We start from the raw sequence: 16427 nt of genomic DNA on the forward strand, positions 1-16427 counted from the left end.
GGGCGTCCTCTGAGGGGAGGGGGAGCAGTGTCCCTCAGCAGTAGCTGAAGCGCTCCATTTCCGGGGGTTTCCGGCCACTCGACGGGGCGGTCCCTTCGCGGGAGGGCTGGGGAGGGCTGGGGTGGGCTGAGGATCTTGCTGAAAGCGGCGAGTGTCCCTCAGCAGTAGCTGAAGCGCTCTATTTCCGGGGGTTTCCGGCCACTCGACCTCTTGAGTGCCACCCGAGCCCGTGCTGGCCCCCTCACGCCACCGCGAACCCCGCGGGTGCGAGCCGTTCGAGCTCTTCGCGCAGCAGGGCGGCGACCTCGGCGCGGCGCTCGGGGCCCATGCGTTCGACCGGGCCGGTCACGCTGACGGCGGCGGAGCGTCCGTCGGGGCGCACGAGGGCCACTCCCACGCAGGCGATCCCGGGCTCGTTCTCCTCGCACTCCATGGACCAGCCCCGCGCGGCGGTCTCGTCGATGACCTGCGCGAGGGCGTCGGCGTCGAGGGTCGCGCCGCCCGGTGCGGCGGTGGCGTCGGCGTAGGGGGCGAGGGCGGGACCGCGGACGCCGTCGGCCGCGAGCATCGCCCGGCCGAGGGCGGTGCGGCCGGCGGGCGTGCGCTTGCCGACCTCGGACCAGACGCGCAGGGTGCGCTCGGGCTCGACCTTGTCGAGGTAGAGCACGTGGGCGCCGTCGAGGCGGCCGAGGTGCACGAGCTCGTCGACCCGACGGGAGATGCTCGCGAGCGCGGGCGCGAAGAGCACCGGCAGGTTCTCCTCGCGTGCGGTGGAGCGGGACAGCGCCATGGCGGCGGAGCCGATGCGATAGTGCTGGTCAGAGGGGTTCTGGGCGGCGAAGTCCCGGTGGGCGAGAGCGCCCAGCAGACGGTGGACCGATGCCTTCGAGAAGCCGGTCGTCGCGGCGAGGACGCCGAGGGGAGCGCCATCGGGGCCGACGTCCGCGAGGGCCTCGAGCAGCAGCAGCGCCTTGTCGACGCTGCCGACGGGCGAAGCGGGAACGTCAGCCGACGACGTGGCCGACGATGCGGCCGACGACGCGACCGACGACGCGGCCGACGACGTGGCGGGGAGTTCAGCGGACGGGGTCATCGGGTCTCCTCGGGCGAGCGGGACGACGAGCGGGACGACGAGCGGGACGACGAGCGGGACGACGAGCTGGACGACGAGCTGGACGACGGGCAGGGCGGCAAGCGGGACGACGGGCGGGCAGGTGGGACGGTGGACGAGCGGACGGACGGTCGTTGCCCTCGCGGGCGGACCAGGGCTATCCTCGCCATGTATTGCGGAATGCGGAACCAGTATTCCACGATGCGGAACGCAAAGAGGGTGGAGCGCCGTAGCTCCGCCCGTCGGCTCCAGCTGTCAGCTCCGCCCGTCGGCTCCCCGCACCACTCGCACCACCCGCACCCGCACCACCCGCACCCGCACCCGCACCACCACCCTCCTGCACCGTCGCACCGAAGGATCCTCGCCTCCCATGGCCATCGAACGCATCGACGTGATCGTCACCAGCCCCGGCCGCAACTTCGTCACCGCGAAGATCACGACGTCCGACGGCGTGATCGGCTGGGGCGACGGCACCCTGAACGGCCGTGAGCTCGCCGTCGCCTCCTACCTGCGCGATCATGTCGCCCCCACCCTGATCGGGCGGGACGAGTCGCAGATCGAGAGCATCTGGCAGTACCTCTACCGCGGGCCCTACTGGCGGCGCGGACCGGTGACGATGAGCGCGATCGCCGCGATCGACATGGCGCTGTGGGACATCGCCGCGAAGAAGGCGGGGGCGCCGCTGTACAAGCTGCTCGGCGGGGCGTCCCGCACGGGTCTGCTCGCATACGTGCATGCGTCGGGCACGACCGTCGAGCATCTGCTCGAGGCGGTGCACGGCTATGTCGACGACGGCTTCCGGGCGGTCCGCATCCAGGCGGGCGTGCCGGGGCTCGGGCAGATCTACGGCGTCCATGACGCCGAGCCCGGCGGGAAGTACGAGTACGAGCCGGCGGGGCGCGTCGGCGGAGGGCCGCTGCGTCCGCAGGAGGAGGTCTGGGACACCGCGGCCTATCTCCGTCATCTGCCGACGGTCTTCGAGGCGGTCCGCTCGGAGTTCGGCGGTGACCTGCGGATCCTCCATGACGGGCATCATCGGATGAGTCCGCTGGAGGCTGCGCGCCTGGCGAAGTCCATCGAGCCCTACGACCCGTTCTGGCTCGAGGACTGCACGCCCGCCGAGGACCAGACCGCGCTGCGGCTCGTGCGTCAGCACTCGACCACGCCGCTCGCGATCGGCGAGGTCCTCAACTCGGTCCACGACTACCAGACCCTCATCACCGAGCGGCTGATCGACTACGTCCGCTCGTCCGCGACGCATGCCGGCGGCATCACGCATCTGCGCCAGATCATGTCCTTCGCGGCCGTCTACGGGATCCGCTCCGGCTTCCACGGTCCGACGGACGTGTCCCCGGTGGGCATGGCCGCGAACCTGCACCTGGGCCTCGCGATCCACAACTTCGGCATCCAGGAGCACATGCCGCACTCGGCGACGACGCTGTCGGTCTTCTCGACGTCGGCGACGGTCGCCGATGGGCTCCTGCACCCGGGCGATACCCCCGGGCTCGGCGTCGACCTCGATGAGGACGCCGCGGCCGCGCACCCCTACGAGCCCGCCTACCTGCCGGTGAACCGTCTGCGCGACGGCACCGTCCACGACTGGTGACCGAGCGCCCGACGCCGGCAGCCCCCGAGCGCCCGACGCCGCCGCCCCCCGACCGCGAGACCGAGGATCACCGATGACCCAGCCCCCGTCCCAGCCCGCCCCCGCCGCCCGTCTCGCGCTGCCGGCGCGCACCCTCGCGACGCGCCTCGTGGTCGTCGTGCGCGGGAGCGACGCCGCCCAGTACCCGGCGGTCCTCGACGCGCTCGCCGAGGCCGGTGTCGCGAGCGTCGAGCTGACCCTGACCACCCCCGGCACCCTCGACGCCCTCCCGGATCTCGTCGCCCGCTATGCGGGGACCGTCGACCTGGGCGTCGGGACCGTCGTCGAGGTCGAGCAGGCCGTCCGCGCGGCCGACGGCGGTGCCGCCTATCTCGTCACGCCGGTGACGGATCCCGCTGTGATCAGCGCGTCCGTCGGCCGCGGCCTCCCGATCGTCCCCGGCGGGCTGACCCCGACCGAGCTGCACGCCGGCTGGCGGCTCGGCGCGAGCGCCGTGAAGGTCTTCCCGGCCGGGCAGGTCGGTCCGGGGTATGTGAAGGACCTCCGCGGGCCCTTCCCCGAGCTGCGGGTCGTGCCCTCCGGCGGCGTCGACCTCGCGGCTGCGGTCGCCTGGCTCGAGGCCGGCGCCGACGCCGTCTCCGTCGGCGGACCGCTGCTCGGCGACGCCCTGAAGGGCGGCAGCCTCACGGCCCTCGCCGCCCGCGCCCGCGAGTTCGTCGCGGCCTGCGCCCCCGGCGGGACCGCATGAGCGGCCGACGGTTCGGCTCCGGCGTCGACGGCCTGCCGGGTACCGCACCGCGCGGCCGACGGGGCGGCTCGGGCGGGCGGATCGTCACCCTGGGGGAGACGATGGCGCTGCTGCGCGCTCCCGGCGTCGGCTCCCTCGTGCACCTTCCGAGCCTCGATATCGGCGTCGGCGGCGCCGAGTCCAATGCGGCGATCGGTCTGGCGCGGCTCGGCGCCGATGTCGCCTGGGTCGGGCGCGTCGGAGCCGATGAGCTGGGCGACCGCGTGCTGCGGGAGATCCGCGCCGAGGGTGTCGACGTCCGCGCGGTCGTCGACCCGGAGCGCCCGACGGGCCTCATGGTGAAGTCCCATCCGCGGCCCGGCTCGACCCGGGTGCGGTACTACCGTGCAGGCTCCGCCGGCTCCATGATCGCCGCCGAGGATCTGCCGGACGGCCTCGTCGAGGGCGCTGCGATCGTGCATCTCACGGGCATCACCCCGCTGCTCTCGGAGACCGCCCGACGGACCGTCCTGGCCGTCGCCGACCGCGCCCGAGCGGCCGGCGTCGCGGTCAGCCTCGACGTGAACCACCGCTCGGCCCTCGCCTCCGCCGACGACGCCGCACCGATCCTCGCCGAGCTCGCCCGGCGCTGCGACATTCTCTTCGGCGGTGCCGAGGAGCTCGTCCTCATCGCCGCCGGCCTCGAGGGCCGCACCGTCGAGGACATGGCCCGCGCTCTCGTCGGCCCGGCCGACGGCGCGGGCTCGGCCGACGGTGCGGCCGCCGTCTCGGCCGCCGCCATCGGCCCGGTCGCGTCCGTCGGCCCGGCCGACGATGCGGGGGAGGAGCGGCTGCTCCGCCTCCTCGCCGGCCACGGCATCGGCGAGGTCGTCGACAAGCGGGGGAGCGAGGGCGCCTGGGCGCTCGATACCGGCGTCGCCACCGGTGCATCGTCGGCCGACGCGCCGATCGTGCGGGCCGCACCGCATCGCGTGCACGTCGTCGACACCGTCGGTGCGGGCGATGCCTTCGTCGCCGGCTATCTCAGCGCGCGGCTCGAGGGCCTCGACCTCGCCGGCCGTCTCGCGCGCGGCAACGCCTGCGGCGCGATCATGTGCCAGAGCGCGGGGGACTGGGAGGGCGCCGCCCGCCCCGCCGACCTCCTCGCCCTCGCCGAGCACGCCTCCGGGACGGCGGACCCCGTCTCCCGCTGACACCGTGGTTCCGGACGCTGCCCCGCGCGACCCGTCGGACGCGCAGCGCCCCGGCGCAGGGTCCGTGCCGGAAGCACGTCCTCTGCGCCGGGGCGCTGTCGTGGGGCGATCAGCCGTGCGGCCGATCGGAGGTGCGGCGGCTCAGCCGTCGGCCTCGGTGTCCTGCTCGGTCCGGGCCGACGGGCCCGCCTGGGCCGACGGGTCCGCCGTCGGAGCCGCGGGGGCGTCGCCGGCGAGGATCCGGTAGATCGAGCGGCGGGCGTCGCCGAGGATCTCGACGACCTGGGCCAGCTGCGCGGCGTCGGCCGAGCGGGCGGCCTCGCGGACCGCGCCGCCGAGGTCGTGCAGCGCGAAGCGCACGTCGGGCAGCTGCTCCTCGTCGGAGCCCGGAGTGCCGAAGGGGTCCGACCAGGAGGCGGACTGCTCCTCGACGTGGGCGCGGCCGGCGTCGGTGAGGGTCGCGAGCTTGCGCCCGCCCTCCTTCGAGGTCTCCACGAGGCCCTCGTCCTCGAGCTGCGAGATCGTCGGGTAGATGGCCCCGGGGCTGGGGGACCAGCGACCCTGAGTGCGCTCGCCGATCGACTGCATGAGCTGGTAGCCGTGCATCGGCTCCTCGTTCAGCAGCAGCAGGACCGCGGTGCGGACGTCGCCGCGCGGACGCCGTCCCCGGCCGCGTCCGCCCCGGCCCCGCCCGCCGTGGCCGTGGGGGCCGCGCGGGTCTCGCGGATCGCGCGGGCCGCGCGAGTCGAAGCCCTCGGAATCGTCGTCCGGTCCGAAGGGGCCGCGGGGACCGCCGGGACCGAAGCCGCCCGGGCCGCCGGGACCGAAACCGCCCGGGCCTCCGGGGCCGAAGCCGCCCCGACCGCCGTGGCCCCCGCGTCCTCCATGGCCGCCGCGGCCCCCGCGGCCGGGGCCCTCGCCCCAGCCGCCGCGGCCGTCGGACGAGTCCTCGCCCGAACGGTCCTCGTGGACCGCCTGCGGGTCGACGCCGGGGTGCGGCGCGAAGCCGGGGTGCGGGCTGAAGCCGGGCCGCGGGCCGAAACCGGGGACGAAGCGGTAGCCGTCGCCGAAGCGCTCGTCGACACGGCCGTCGACGCGACCGTCGAAGCGGCCGGAGCGACCGCGGCCGCCGCGCGGACCCCCGCGTCGACCCCCGCGCCGCTCGCCGCGCTGTTCGTCGCGCCGCGGATCGCCGTGGCGCTCGCCGTGGTCGTGATGGTCCTGGTGATCGTGATGGTCCTGGTGATCGTGATGGTCGTGTCGATCGTGATCGTGGTGGTGCTGACGTCGGTCAGCGCGCTGCTCGTCGAGGAGCAGATCGGTGTCGTCATGATGCTGTCGCATGTCTGCGTTCCTTCCATAGTTCGTATCGTGACAGCATCACGATATATCGCTAACTCTGGCGAGAGCAAGGGGTGAGCGGTCAGGAATCTCGAGAAGGCGGTCCGGGGGCGGCCCGGGGGTGGCCTGAGGGCGGTCGGCGCCACCGGTGGAGCGTGAAGTTTCCGATGTGCGGGGCCCGCCTCGTCGGCGGTCATCGTCCGAGTTGGCGAGAAGGACTGGCGCTCGCGCGGGCGAGCGGGCATGATCGTGCGCACGGCATGTCACCGAGAACTCTCGGAAAGTTTGCGAGAGGATATCGGTCACAATGCTCGAGGAGGAGCGCCCGACGCCGGTCCGCCTCCTCGCGGCCGCCTCCCCGCCGTCCGCCACCCCCGGTCCCGTCCCTGGAGCCTGCTACTCATGACCTCCTGCCCCCGCGATGTCCTCCTGCTCGACGATGGCTGGCGCTTCCGCCGCATCGCCCCGGAGGACGTCGACCACGCCCTCGACTACGAGACCCGTCCCGAGCTCGGCGAGGCCGAGGACGGGAAGGATGCCGACGCCCGCCCCGAGCAGGTCGACCACGGGACCGGAGAGGCCGTCGGCCTGAAGCCCTGGGTGCTGCCGTCGGCGGCCCCGCTCCTCGCCGACCCCTCCGACCGTTCCCGGCGACCCGCCGAGGATCCGCAGGTCGCGCCCGACGCCGCCCGCATCGACCTCGACGACCGCGACGGCTCCACCTGGGAGCAGGTCTCCGTCCCCCACGACTGGGCGATCGCCGGACCGTTCCTCGTCGACGGCCCCTTCGGCGGCATGGGCCGCCTCGAGAGCTGGGGCGTCGGCTGGTACCGCCGCGAGCTGCCGATCACCGCCGCCGACGCCGGTCGCGCGATCGCGCTCGAGGTCGACGGCGCCATGTCCCATGCGACGGTCTGGCTCAACGGCCGCCTCGTCGGCGGCTGGCCCTACGGCTACAACGGCTGGAGCCTGGACCTGACCCCGTACGTCGACCTCGACGGCCCGAACCTGCTGGCCATCCGGCTCGACAACCCGCCCCGCTCCGCCCGCTGGTATCCCGGGGGCGGGCTCTTCCGCGACGTCCGCCTGGTGCGGACCGCGCCCGAGCGCATCGCCCACTGGGGCACCCGCGTCACCACCCAGGAGGTCTCCGTCGAGACCGCGCGCGTCGAGATCGCCACGACCCTCGAGCGCGTCCGCGGCGCCGGGGCCGACGGTGGAGCCGACGGCGGAAGCGGGGCCGGAGCCGGCGACGGAAGCAGGGTCGGGGATAGGGCCGACGGCAGCGAGCTGCTGGTCAGCACCGAGATCCATGCGCTCCCGCTCGGCGCCGACGCGCCCGTCGGCCCCGTCGTCGCGCGCACCGAGCCGGTCGCCGTCGCCCTGCCCGTCGCCGACGGATCCGACGACGCCGCCGCTGCCGGGGCCGACGCTGCTGCCGGGGCCGACGCCGCCGCCGACCCCGCCGTCGCCGCCGACCCCGTCGTCGTGCGCGCGAGCGCCCGGATCGACGCGCCCGCGCTGTGGGGCCCGTCGCCCGCGCAGGCGCCGCACCGCTATCTCGCGGTGACGAGCGTGCATCGCGGGGACGAGCTCGTGGACCGGGTGGAGACCGTCTTCGGCGTCCGCGACATCCGCTGGGACGCCGACGCGGGACTGCAGGTCAACGGTCGGAAGGTCGTCGTCCAGGGCGTCAACAACCATCATGACCTGGGCGCTCTCGGCGCCGCCTTCCATGTGCGCGCGGCCGAGCGGCAGCTGGAGATCCTGCAGGAGATGGGCGCGAACGCGGTGCGGATGGCGCACAACCCGCCGGCGCCGCAGCTGCTCGACCTCGCCGACCGCATGGGCATGCTGATCCTCGACGAGGTCTTCGACTCCTGGTACGCGCGCAAGACCGACCTCGACTTCCATCTCGTCTTCGGCGACTGGCATGAGGCCGATTTGCGGGCGATGATCCGCCGCGACGCGAACCATCCCTCGATCGTGCTGTGGGGCATCGGCAACGAGGTCGGCGAGCAGTACACCGAGGAGGAGGGTGCGGCCGTCGCGCGCCGGCTCGTCGGCATCGCGCACGACGAGGATCCGACGCGACTGACCACCACCGCCATGAACTACGCCAAGCCGCATATGCCGCTGCCGGCGGAGGTCGACGTCATCGGCATCAACTACCAGGGCGAGGGCATCCGCCAGGAGCCCGAGTTCGAGGGCACCGACCGCATCCGCACGCCCCCGCAGTACCCGCTGTTCCGCGCGGCCTTCCCGGACACGCCGATCCTCGGCACCGAGACCTCCTCGGCACTGTCGACCCGCGGCACCTACCTGTTCCCGGTGTCCGCCGCGCAGAGCGCGTCCGCGCGCGACGGTCGCGGGGCCGACGACGAGAACTGCCTGGTCAGCGCCTACGAGCTGCATGCGGTCGACTTCGGATCCACCGCCGACAAGGTCTTCGCGACCCTGGATGCGCACCCGTACGTCGCCGGCGAGTTCGTGTGGACGGGCTTCGACTACCTCGGCGAGCCGACCCCGTACTACAGCGCCCGCAGCTCCTACACCGGCATCGTCGACCTCGCCGGCTTCCCGAAGGACCGCTACTGGCTCTACCGCTCGCGCTGGCGCGCCGACGAGCCGACGGCCCACCTCCTCCCGCACTGGACCTGGCCCGGGCGCGAGGGCGAGGTGACCCCCGTGCACGTGTTCACCTCGGGCGACGAGGGCGAGCTCTTCGTCGACGGCGTCTCCCAGGGCCGCCGCCGCAAGGGCCCGGGCGAGCATCGTCTGCGCTGGGACGAGGTCGTCTACACCCCCGGCGAGATCCGCGTCGTGACCTGGAAGGATGGTCACGATGGCGGCGCGGGCGCGGGCGTGGACAGCAGGGCGGTCTGGGCGGAGGACTCCGTGCGCACGGCCGGCCCCGGGCATCGCCTCGTCCTCGCGGCGGACCGCGAGGGGATCCGGGCCGACGGCCGCGACCTCGCCTACGTCTCCGCGCATGTCGTCGACGCCGACGGCACCCCCGTGCCGACGGCCTCCGACCTGCTGGTCTTCTCCGTCGTCGGCCCGGCGGAGCTCGTCGCGACCGACAACGGCGACCCCACCGACCTGGTCGCCTTCCCCTCGCCCGAGCGCCGCGCCTTCAGCGGCCGGGCCCTCGCCGTCGTCCGCGGCCCGCGCGGCCTCGACGGCACGGCCGACGAGGCCGGCGCCGACGAGGCCGGCGCCGTCGTGACCGTGCGGGTCGAGGCTGCCGGACTCGAGCCCGCCGAGGTGCAGCTCCGCATCGTCCGCTGACCGCTCCTTCCGGCCCTCCTCGGTCCCGTCCTCGGCCCCTCCTCGGGCCACCCCTCTCGCCGCAGGCGGGATCGCCGCGTTCGCGCGGGGGTCCCGCCTGCGGCGTTGACAACTCCCGAGAAGCGACGCAGACTGGTCGCGCAACAAGGTCGAAGCGCTTCGACCAGCTGGCCGCTGGAGCACCCGGACGGGCGCCCCGGCTGCCGAGCACCGCCGGTCTCGTCGGCGCCCCCATCCCGGGAGCGTCCGGCCCGTCGGCGGATGTCAGGTCCTGACGCAGGCGTCGGACCGGAGCCGGGCGACCCGCCCGGACCGGACCCGGCGCAGGGCTCCGGGACGCGACGCTCGGCATCGGGCACCCGACGACGGGGGCCCGCGGCGGGACGAGACGCGACTCGAGACGACGAGACGCGGCTCGATACGACTCGACACGACACGACACGACACGACACGACACGAGACGGCACGACGATTCCGATGAGGGGAGACGGCGCGATGGCAGTGACCATGAGCGATGTGGCGGCGCATGCCGGCGTCGCGCCGAGCACCGTCTCCTACATGCTCTCCGGCGACCGCCCGGTCTCCGCCGCGGCCCGGGAGCGCATCCAGCGGGCGATGACGGATCTGGGCTACCGGCGCAACGCCATGGCCCGCTCGCTCGCCAGCCGGCGGGCCCGGGTCCTCGCCCTGCACATGCCCGACTTCGACGTCAGCGCCGGCGAGACCGTCTTCGAGGTGGTCCGCGGGGCGCACGCCCGGGCGGCGGAGCGCGGCTATCAGCTCACCGTCTGGCCGATCGCGAGCGCGCAGGCGCCCGCCGGCCTCGTCGACCTCGTCGCCGCAGGTCACGCCGATGGCGTGCTGCTCGTCGAGGTCGGCCTGGACGATGATCGCGTCGACGCCCTCGTCGCCGAGGGCACCCCGGTGGTCGCCGTCGGCCGCACCCGGGAGCCGGGCGATCTCAGCTTCGTCGACGTCGACTTCGACGGCGCCGTCGAGACCGCGGTGAGCACGCTCATCGCCGCGGGCCACCGCGATATCGCCTTCCTCGGGCGCTCCACCGAGCTCGAGGCCGACGGGTATGGGCCGGCGGTCCGCACCCACGAGGCCTTCGTCCGGATCGCCGCCGAGCGCGGCATCGCGCATCGGGAGTTCGCGGTCGACGCCTCGCCCGACGCGGGGCGCCGCCTCGCGCAGGAGCTGCACGCCGCCGGAGCCGGCCCGCTGCCCGACGCCGTGGTCGCGATGAACGACCTCGCCGTCATCGGCCTCGTCGGCGAGCTGCGGGTGCTGGGCGTGCGGCTGCCGGAGGAGATGTCCGTCGTCGGCGTCGTCTCCAGCCGTCGAAACGGCTCGATGACCGCGCCCGCGCTGACCGGCTGGCAGGCGCCGGGCGAGGCCATGGGACGCAGCGCCGTCGACGCCCTGCTCGACCGCATCGAGGAGCCCGACCGGCCCCCGACGCGGATCCTCGTGGACTGCGGCCCCTTCGAGGGCGGCTCGCTCGCCCCGCACCCCTGACCGGCCGCTCCCTCCGCACCCCCTCCTCGCGGTCGTCGGACCCGCCGACGCCGCCCCCTCGCCTCACCATCCTCTGCACCACCGCACACCCCGCACCACCGCACATCCCGCACCACCGCACCACCGCACACCCTCCAAGGAAGAAGGACGTCATGAAGCGCAGGAACTTCACCACCCTCGCCGCCGCCACCGCTCTCGGAGCGGCCGCCGCGCCCGCACTCTCCGCCTGCAGCTCCGGCGGCGGTTCCGGCGACGGCAGCTCGCTGGTCATCTGGCACTACGAGAACGACGACTCCGCCATGGGCCAGGCCTGGGCGCGCGCCATCGAGCTGTTCAAGGAGGCGCACCCCGATGTCACCGTGACCGTCGAGAAGCAGACCTTCGAGCAGCTCCAGAAGAACGCGAAGATCGTCCTGACCGGCAACGACGTCCCCGACGTCATGGAGTACAACAAGGGCAACTCGACCGCCGGGCAGCTCGCCTCGCAGGGCCTGCTCTCGCCGCTGACCGATGCCGCGACCGAGAAGGGCTGGGACCAGAAGCTTTCGGCCTCGCTCCAGACCACCGCGCGCTACGACGAGAACGGCCTGATGGGCTCGGGCGAGTGGTACGGCGTGCCGAACTACGGCGAGTACGTCCTCGTCTACTACAACAAGACGATGTTCGACGCCGCGGGCGTCGCCGTGCCCACCACCCTCGACGAGTTCGAGACCGTCCTGCAGACCTTCAAGGACGCGGGGACCACGCCGCTGGCGATGGCGGGCGCCGAGTACCCGGCCGGGCAGCTCTGGTACCAGCTGGCCCTCGCCCACGGCGACCGCTCCTTCGTCGACGCCTACCAGCTGTTCGACGGCGACGTCGACTGGGCCGGCGACCCCGTCGTCTCCGGCGCCCAGCAGTTCGCCGACTGGGTCGAGAAGGGCTACGTCGACGCCGACACCGCGGGTCTGACCGCCGAGGACATGGGCACCGCGTTCATCTCCGGCACCTACCCGATCATGTTCTCGGGCTCCTGGTGGTTCGGCCGCCTGGTCGCCGAGATGAGCGATGACTGGGGCCAGTTCCTGTTCCCCGGCGCCGACCTCTCCCTCGGCTCCTCCGGCAACCTGTGGGTCGTCCCCACCAACGCCGCGAACCCCGATCTCGCCGCCGACTTCATCGACATCACCATGTCCGACGAGGTCCAGGCGATCCTCGGCGAGACCGGCGGCCTGCCGGTCTCGGGCGATCCGTCGACCATCGAGGACGACCGCACCCGCGAGCTCACCGAGAACTTCGCCGCCGTCAACGAGGCCGACGGCCTGGCCTTCTACCCGGACTGGCCCGTCGCCGGCTTCTACGACCAGGTCGTCAGCGCCATGCAGTCGCTGATCAACGGCTCGAAGACCCCGGCCGACGCCATGGCCGAGCTCGGCGACTTCTACGCCTCGGGCCGCGCCGACCTCACCGGCGAGTGACCGTCGGCCGACCCGTCCCCCTGGAGGAATCCATGTCCACATCCGACGCCGCCGCGACGCGGACGGCCGACGGACCGGGCGCCGCGGCACGGCGGCGGCTGCGGACCCCGCGCAGCGCCGCCGCCGGCTACTGGCCCTACCTGATCCCGGGCCTGCTGGCCTTCGTCGTCGTCATCCTGGTGCCGTTCGTCCTGAACATCTGGTACAGCCTGCACAGCTGGAAGGGCGGTCTCGCCCCGAAGCGCTGGGTGGGCCTGCAGAACTACATCGACCTGCTGTCCGACGACGCCTTCTGGCTCTCGTTCCGCAACTCGGTCTTCATGATCGCGGCGATGGTCGTGGTGCCGACGATCGTCGGCCTCATCCTCGCCGCCGTGCTCTTCGACTACGTCGCCAAGCACTTCGACAGCCGCGTCGCGGCCTTCCTGCGGGCCACCTACTACCTCCCGCAGATCCTCCCGATCGCCGTCGCCGGCATCGTGTGGAACTGGGTGCTCAACGCCCAGACCGGCGCCGTGAACGTGCTGCTGCGAGGCATCGGGATCGAGAACCCGCCGAACTGGCTGGGCGATCCGAACCTCGCGCTGGGCGCGGTCATGCTCGTGCTGATCTGGATCCAGATCGGCTATCCGACGGTCATCTTCATGTCCGCCCTGCAGCGCGTGGACCCCGAGCTGTACGAGGCGGCGGAGCTCGACGGCGCCGGCTGGATCGCCCGGTTCCGTGCCATCACCATCCCGCAGATCTCCCCGGAGACCTTCGTGATCGTGCTGACCTGCACCATCGCCGCGCTGAAGGTGTTCGCGCCGATCTACGTGCTCACCCGCGGCGGCCCCGAGGGATCCACCCTCGTCCCGTCGTACTACTCGTACCTCAACTTCTTCGACACCTCGAAGGTGGGCTACGGGGCCGCGATCGCCACCGTCCTGACGCTGATCATCATCGTCGTCGGCGGCGGCATCCAGGTGCTGCAGAACCGCAGCGCCCGCAAGGAAGAGGAGGGGCGCTGACATGACCGCCATGAACGACACCGCGGCGCGCCGCACCCGCGACCGTCACCACCGGGGCGTCGCCCGCTGGATCGTCCTCGCCGGCGCGCTGATCATCGCGCTGCTGATGGTCGCCCCGTTCCTGCTGATGGTGCTCAACGCCTTCAAGTCCCCCGCGGACTACTCGAGCGGCGGCCCGCTGTCGCTGCCGAAGGGCATCTACCTCGACGGGCTCGTCAACTTCTGGGAGCGCGTGAACTTCCCGGTCAAGCTGTGGAACTCGCTGTGGACCTCGGCCCTGGTCTCCGTCCTGGCGGTGCTGCTGTCGCTGCTGAACGCGTACGCGATCGGCGTGGGGCGCGTGAAGGGCCGGCTCTGGCTCGTCGGCGTGTTCCTGATGGCGAACATGCTCCCGCAGGAGGTGCTGATCTACCCCCTGTTCGACATGGCCCGCCGCGTCGGCCTCACCGACAACCCCTGGTCGATCGTCATCATCTTCACGGTGATCCAGTCGGCCTTCGGCACCTACCTGCTGGCCTCCGTGCTGGGGACCTTCCCGCCGGCGCTCCTCGAGGCCGCGCAGCTCGACGGCGCCACCCGCTGGCAGATCCTCTGGCGGGTCGTCTACCCGGTGGTGCGCCCGACCATGTCGGTCCTGATGATCTTCTTCTTCATCTGGACGTGGAACGAGTTCTTCATCCCGCTGGTCATGCTCACCAGCAACGACAACCAGACGGTGCCGATCGCGCTGTCGTCCCTGCAGGGCGACCGCATGCTCGACGTCCCGACCCTGAACGCGGGCGCCCTCGTCTCGCTGCTCCCGACGTTCATCTTCTTCCTCATCTTCCAGCGCACGCTGACCCGAGGAGTCACCGCCGGCGCCGTGAAGTAGCAGCGCCCGCCCCGTCGGCCTCGTCGGTCCCGTCGGCCTCGTCGGCCGGACGCCGACGCGCAGCAGCCCGATGCTCGTCATGAGCATCGGGCTGCTGTTCTGCGGGGTGCGTCCGTCGGACCGCTGTCGGCCGACGGACGGGCCCGGATCAGGCGCTGGGCGCCGAGGCGAGGACGCGGGCCTGGGCCTGGGCGGTGAGCGCGAGCTCGACGGCCTTGAAGGCGTGCTCCTGGGTCATGGCGTTCTCGGTGCGGTGCAGGACGTCGAGGATCAGCTCGCCGAAGAAGGGGTAGCCGACCTTGCCGGTGGCGTCGATGCGGTGCTCGCCCTCGGAGTCGACGAGGATCAGCTGGCCGCCGCCGTTGTCGGTGGTGACGTCGATGTACTTGCGCAGCTCCATGTAGCCCTCGGTGCCGAGGATGAAGGTGCGGCCGTCGCCCCAGGTGCGCAGGCCGGCGGGGGTGAACCAGTCCACGCGGACGTAGCCGGAGGCGCCGGAGCTCAGGGCGATGGAGGCCTCGCCGAAGTCGTCGAGCTCGGGGTGGTCGGGGTGGCCGAAGTTGCCGATGGCGCTCGCGGAGAGCTCGGCGTCGGTGGAGCCGGTGAAGGTGAGCATCTGCTCGAAGTTGTGGGAGCCGATGTCGGTGAGGATGCCGCCGTAGCGGGCGCGCTCGTAGAACCAGTCGGGGCGGGAGGCCGGGTCGCCGAGGCGGTGCGGGCCCATGCCCATGACCTGGATGACCTTCCCGATGGCGCCGCGCTCGATGAGCTGGCCGGCGAGGACGGCGGCCTCGACGTGGATCCGCTCCGAGTAGTACACGGCGTACTTCCGGCCGGTGCGGGCGACCGCCTCGCGCGCGGCCTCGAGCTGCTCGAAGGAGATCAGCGGGGTCTTGTCGGTGAAGTAGTCCTTGCCGGCCTCCATGACGCGGATGCCGAGCGCGGCGCGGTCGCCGGGGACGGCGGCCGCGGCGACGAGCCTGACCTCGGGATCGGCGAGGATCTCCTCCTCGCTGGAGGCGACGCGGACGTCGGGGAACTTCTCGAGGAAGGCCGCGATGCGCTCCGGCTGCGGGTCGTACACCCAGGTCAGAGTGCCGCCGGCGCCGGTGAGGCCGTTGATCATGCCGTAGATGTGGCCGTGGTCGAGGTGCATCGCGGCGAACGGGAACTCGCCGGGTCCGACGACGGGGTTCGGCATCTCGGCGGGTGCGTAGCTGGCGCCTTCGGAGGCGGTCATCGCGGGGTCCTTTCGGTGGAGGCGGTGGTGAGTGGGATGGCGACGGTGCGGCTCAGGCGGGCCGGCCGCTCCCGGGGGCCGGTCGGTGCGCGCTCAGCAGTGCGCTGCGGTGCGCGCAACGGTGCGCGTCGTCTGCACCGTCGGGGACCGACTCGAGTCTTCCGCACCGTCGGTGTCCCGGGGGGAGCGTGCCACGGGTTGCCGCCTCATACGGGCGACGACGCCACCCTCACGCAGATCCACAAGACGCCGGGACCGAGCCCCGGGCACGTCTCCGGGCCGAGACATGCCGCGCGGCAGCGCTGCGACCGTGCTTCTGCACGAGGTCTGCACAATGCGAGCTTCTGTGCGGATAGTCCTGGTGCTCTACGCTGGCGATCATGGTGCCGAAGCCCTGCACCGGTCCTCTGCGGCAGAGGCGGCGCCCGCTCGTGGAAGTGGATTCTTGGGGGGCGCCTGCACCCCTCGCTGGCGGCCCGCCCCGAGTGGTCTCTGTCCGGTGAGAGTGGAGTGATGCACGATGCCGTTACGTCGACGTGCAGGTCTCGTCATCAGCTCCGCAGGAGCGGCCATCGCGCTGTTGCTCAGCGGATGCGATCTTGAACTGACTGCGCCGCCCGAACCGGACCTGAGCCGGATCGAGAGCGTGTGGGGAATCAAGGTTCCGTCAGGCAGCGAGGTGCTGGAGTACTACAGCTCAGAGGTCGATTTCCATGGGGGTAGAGACGATGTATACGTCCTGCAGCTACCCACTTCGGAGCGCTCGGAGATCTGGGATTCCTCAACGTATGCCGAAGGGATCCCGAGCGACGGATCGCCAGAGGTGGATGACATCATCGAGTCAGCAGACGCTGATATAGGAGATGGCGCACTCGACTCTCCCCGGTGTGCCGAGCCGGCGCGCGCGGACCAGAATTACATTCTGATATGCCATGATGCCGAAAGTGATCAGTTTTATCTTTTCGAGCAGATCTTCTAGGCGACGTGCATCCGGGCGGACAGATCGAATCGGCCACCCGCCCGGATGCTGCTATGCAG

13 protein-coding genes are annotated in these 16427 nt (G+C 72.4%); 10 read left to right on the top strand and 3 right to left on the bottom strand.

The annotated features are described in order from the left end of the window. Positions 1-241: 241 nt before the first annotated feature. Entirely contained in the window at positions 242-1093 is an 852-nt protein-coding gene (locus ACXET9_RS07745; protein ID WP_457885942.1) for an IclR family transcriptional regulator, read from the bottom strand. Positions 1094-1481: 388 nt separating this feature from the next. Here ACXET9_RS07745 and manD point away from each other — a divergent pair, with 388 nt between their 5' ends. The 3 genes from manD (at position 1482) to ACXET9_RS07760 (ending at position 4658) form a co-directional block, all read left to right on the top strand. Continuing rightward, positions 1482-2717 (top strand): D-mannonate dehydratase ManD, encoded by a 1236-nt coding sequence (gene manD, locus ACXET9_RS07750; protein ID WP_457885943.1) that lies wholly within the window; start codon positions 1482-1484, stop codon positions 2715-2717. Between the two features lie 73 nt (positions 2718-2790). Continuing rightward, the gene (locus tag ACXET9_RS07755; RefSeq protein ID WP_457885944.1) at positions 2791-3465 is read left to right on the top strand and encodes a bifunctional 4-hydroxy-2-oxoglutarate aldolase/2-dehydro-3-deoxy-phosphogluconate aldolase; all 675 of its coding nucleotides are present in this window, start codon (positions 2791-2793) and stop codon (positions 3463-3465) included. After that, entirely contained in the window at positions 3462-4658 is a 1197-nt protein-coding gene (locus ACXET9_RS07760; protein ID WP_457885945.1) for a sugar kinase, read from the top strand. Before ACXET9_RS07755 ends, ACXET9_RS07760 begins: the two co-directional genes overlap by 4 nt. Positions 4659-4799: 141 nt before the next feature. Here the strand turns inward: ACXET9_RS07760 and ACXET9_RS07765 are convergent, their stop codons facing one another. Further along, on the bottom strand, positions 4800-5288 hold the full coding sequence (locus tag ACXET9_RS07765; protein ID WP_457886272.1) for a PadR family transcriptional regulator: 489 nt from the start codon (positions 5286-5288) through the stop codon (positions 4800-4802). A 336-nt stretch (positions 5289-5624) separates the two neighbouring features. Here ACXET9_RS07765 and ACXET9_RS07770 point away from each other — a divergent pair, with 336 nt between their 5' ends. From ACXET9_RS07770 to ACXET9_RS07795, 6 genes are all read left to right on the top strand, one after another. Next, entirely contained in the window at positions 5625-6077 is a 453-nt protein-coding gene (locus ACXET9_RS07770) for a hypothetical protein (RefSeq protein WP_457886283.1), read from the top strand. Positions 6078-6401: 324 nt separating this feature from the next. Then, on the top strand, positions 6402-9290 hold the full coding sequence (gene galB, locus ACXET9_RS07775; protein WP_457885946.1) for a beta-galactosidase GalB: 2889 nt from the start codon (positions 6402-6404) through the stop codon (positions 9288-9290). Positions 9291-9785: 495 nt separating this feature from the next. Continuing rightward, positions 9786-10811, top strand: coding sequence for a LacI family DNA-binding transcriptional regulator (locus ACXET9_RS07780; RefSeq protein WP_457885947.1), 1026 nt, complete (start codon positions 9786-9788; stop codon positions 10809-10811). 152 nt (positions 10812-10963) lie between these two features. Beyond that, positions 10964-12268, top strand: a complete 1305-nt coding sequence (locus ACXET9_RS07785; protein WP_457885949.1) for an ABC transporter substrate-binding protein — start codon at positions 10964-10966, stop codon at positions 12266-12268. Between the two features lie 32 nt (positions 12269-12300). Next, positions 12301-13278 carry a carbohydrate ABC transporter permease gene (locus ACXET9_RS07790; protein ID WP_457885950.1) on the top strand — a complete coding sequence of 326 codons (978 nt, stop codon included), beginning with the start codon at positions 12301-12303 and terminating at the stop codon, positions 13276-13278. 10 nt (positions 13279-13288) lie between these two features. After that, a complete protein-coding gene (locus ACXET9_RS07795; protein ID WP_457886274.1) occupies positions 13289-14149 on the top strand; it encodes a carbohydrate ABC transporter permease in 861 nt (286 codons plus the stop codon). 148 nt (positions 14150-14297) lie between these two features. Here the strand turns inward: ACXET9_RS07795 and ACXET9_RS07800 are convergent, their stop codons facing one another. Then, complete coding sequence (locus ACXET9_RS07800) at positions 14298-15389, bottom strand: Gfo/Idh/MocA family protein (RefSeq protein ID WP_457885951.1); 1092 nt, start codon at positions 15387-15389, stop codon at positions 14298-14300. A 520-nt stretch (positions 15390-15909) separates the two neighbouring features. Between ACXET9_RS07800 and ACXET9_RS07805 the strand changes: the two genes are divergently transcribed. Beyond that, positions 15910-16368 (top strand): hypothetical protein, encoded by a 459-nt coding sequence (locus ACXET9_RS07805; protein ID WP_457885952.1) that lies wholly within the window; start codon positions 15910-15912, stop codon positions 16366-16368. The last annotated feature ends 59 nt before the right edge of the window (positions 16369-16427 follow it).

The organism is Brachybacterium netajii (SeqCode) (assembly GCF_054114245.1).

Coding starts and splice junctions, on each gene's coding strand:
- ACXET9_RS07745 (WP_457885942.1), bottom strand. CDS start 1,093: ATGACCCCGTCCGCTGAACTCCCCGCCACGTCGTCGGCCGCGTCGTCG.
- manD (WP_457885943.1), top strand. CDS start 1,482: ATGGCCATCGAACGCATCGACGTGATCGTCACCAGCCCCGGCCGCAAC.
- ACXET9_RS07755 (WP_457885944.1), top strand. CDS start 2,791: ATGACCCAGCCCCCGTCCCAGCCCGCCCCCGCCGCCCGTCTCGCGCTG.
- ACXET9_RS07760 (WP_457885945.1), top strand. CDS start 3,462: ATGAGCGGCCGACGGTTCGGCTCCGGCGTCGACGGCCTGCCGGGTACC.
- galB (WP_457885946.1), top strand. CDS start 6,402: ATGACCTCCTGCCCCCGCGATGTCCTCCTGCTCGACGATGGCTGGCGC.
- ACXET9_RS07780 (WP_457885947.1), top strand. CDS start 9,786: ATGGCAGTGACCATGAGCGATGTGGCGGCGCATGCCGGCGTCGCGCCG.
- ACXET9_RS07785 (WP_457885949.1), top strand. CDS start 10,964: ATGAAGCGCAGGAACTTCACCACCCTCGCCGCCGCCACCGCTCTCGGA.
- ACXET9_RS07790 (WP_457885950.1), top strand. CDS start 12,301: ATGTCCACATCCGACGCCGCCGCGACGCGGACGGCCGACGGACCGGGC.
- ACXET9_RS07795 (WP_457886274.1), top strand. CDS start 13,289: ATGAACGACACCGCGGCGCGCCGCACCCGCGACCGTCACCACCGGGGC.
- ACXET9_RS07800 (WP_457885951.1), bottom strand. CDS start 15,389: ATGACCGCCTCCGAAGGCGCCAGCTACGCACCCGCCGAGATGCCGAAC.
- ACXET9_RS07805 (WP_457885952.1), top strand. CDS start 15,910: ATGCCGTTACGTCGACGTGCAGGTCTCGTCATCAGCTCCGCAGGAGCG.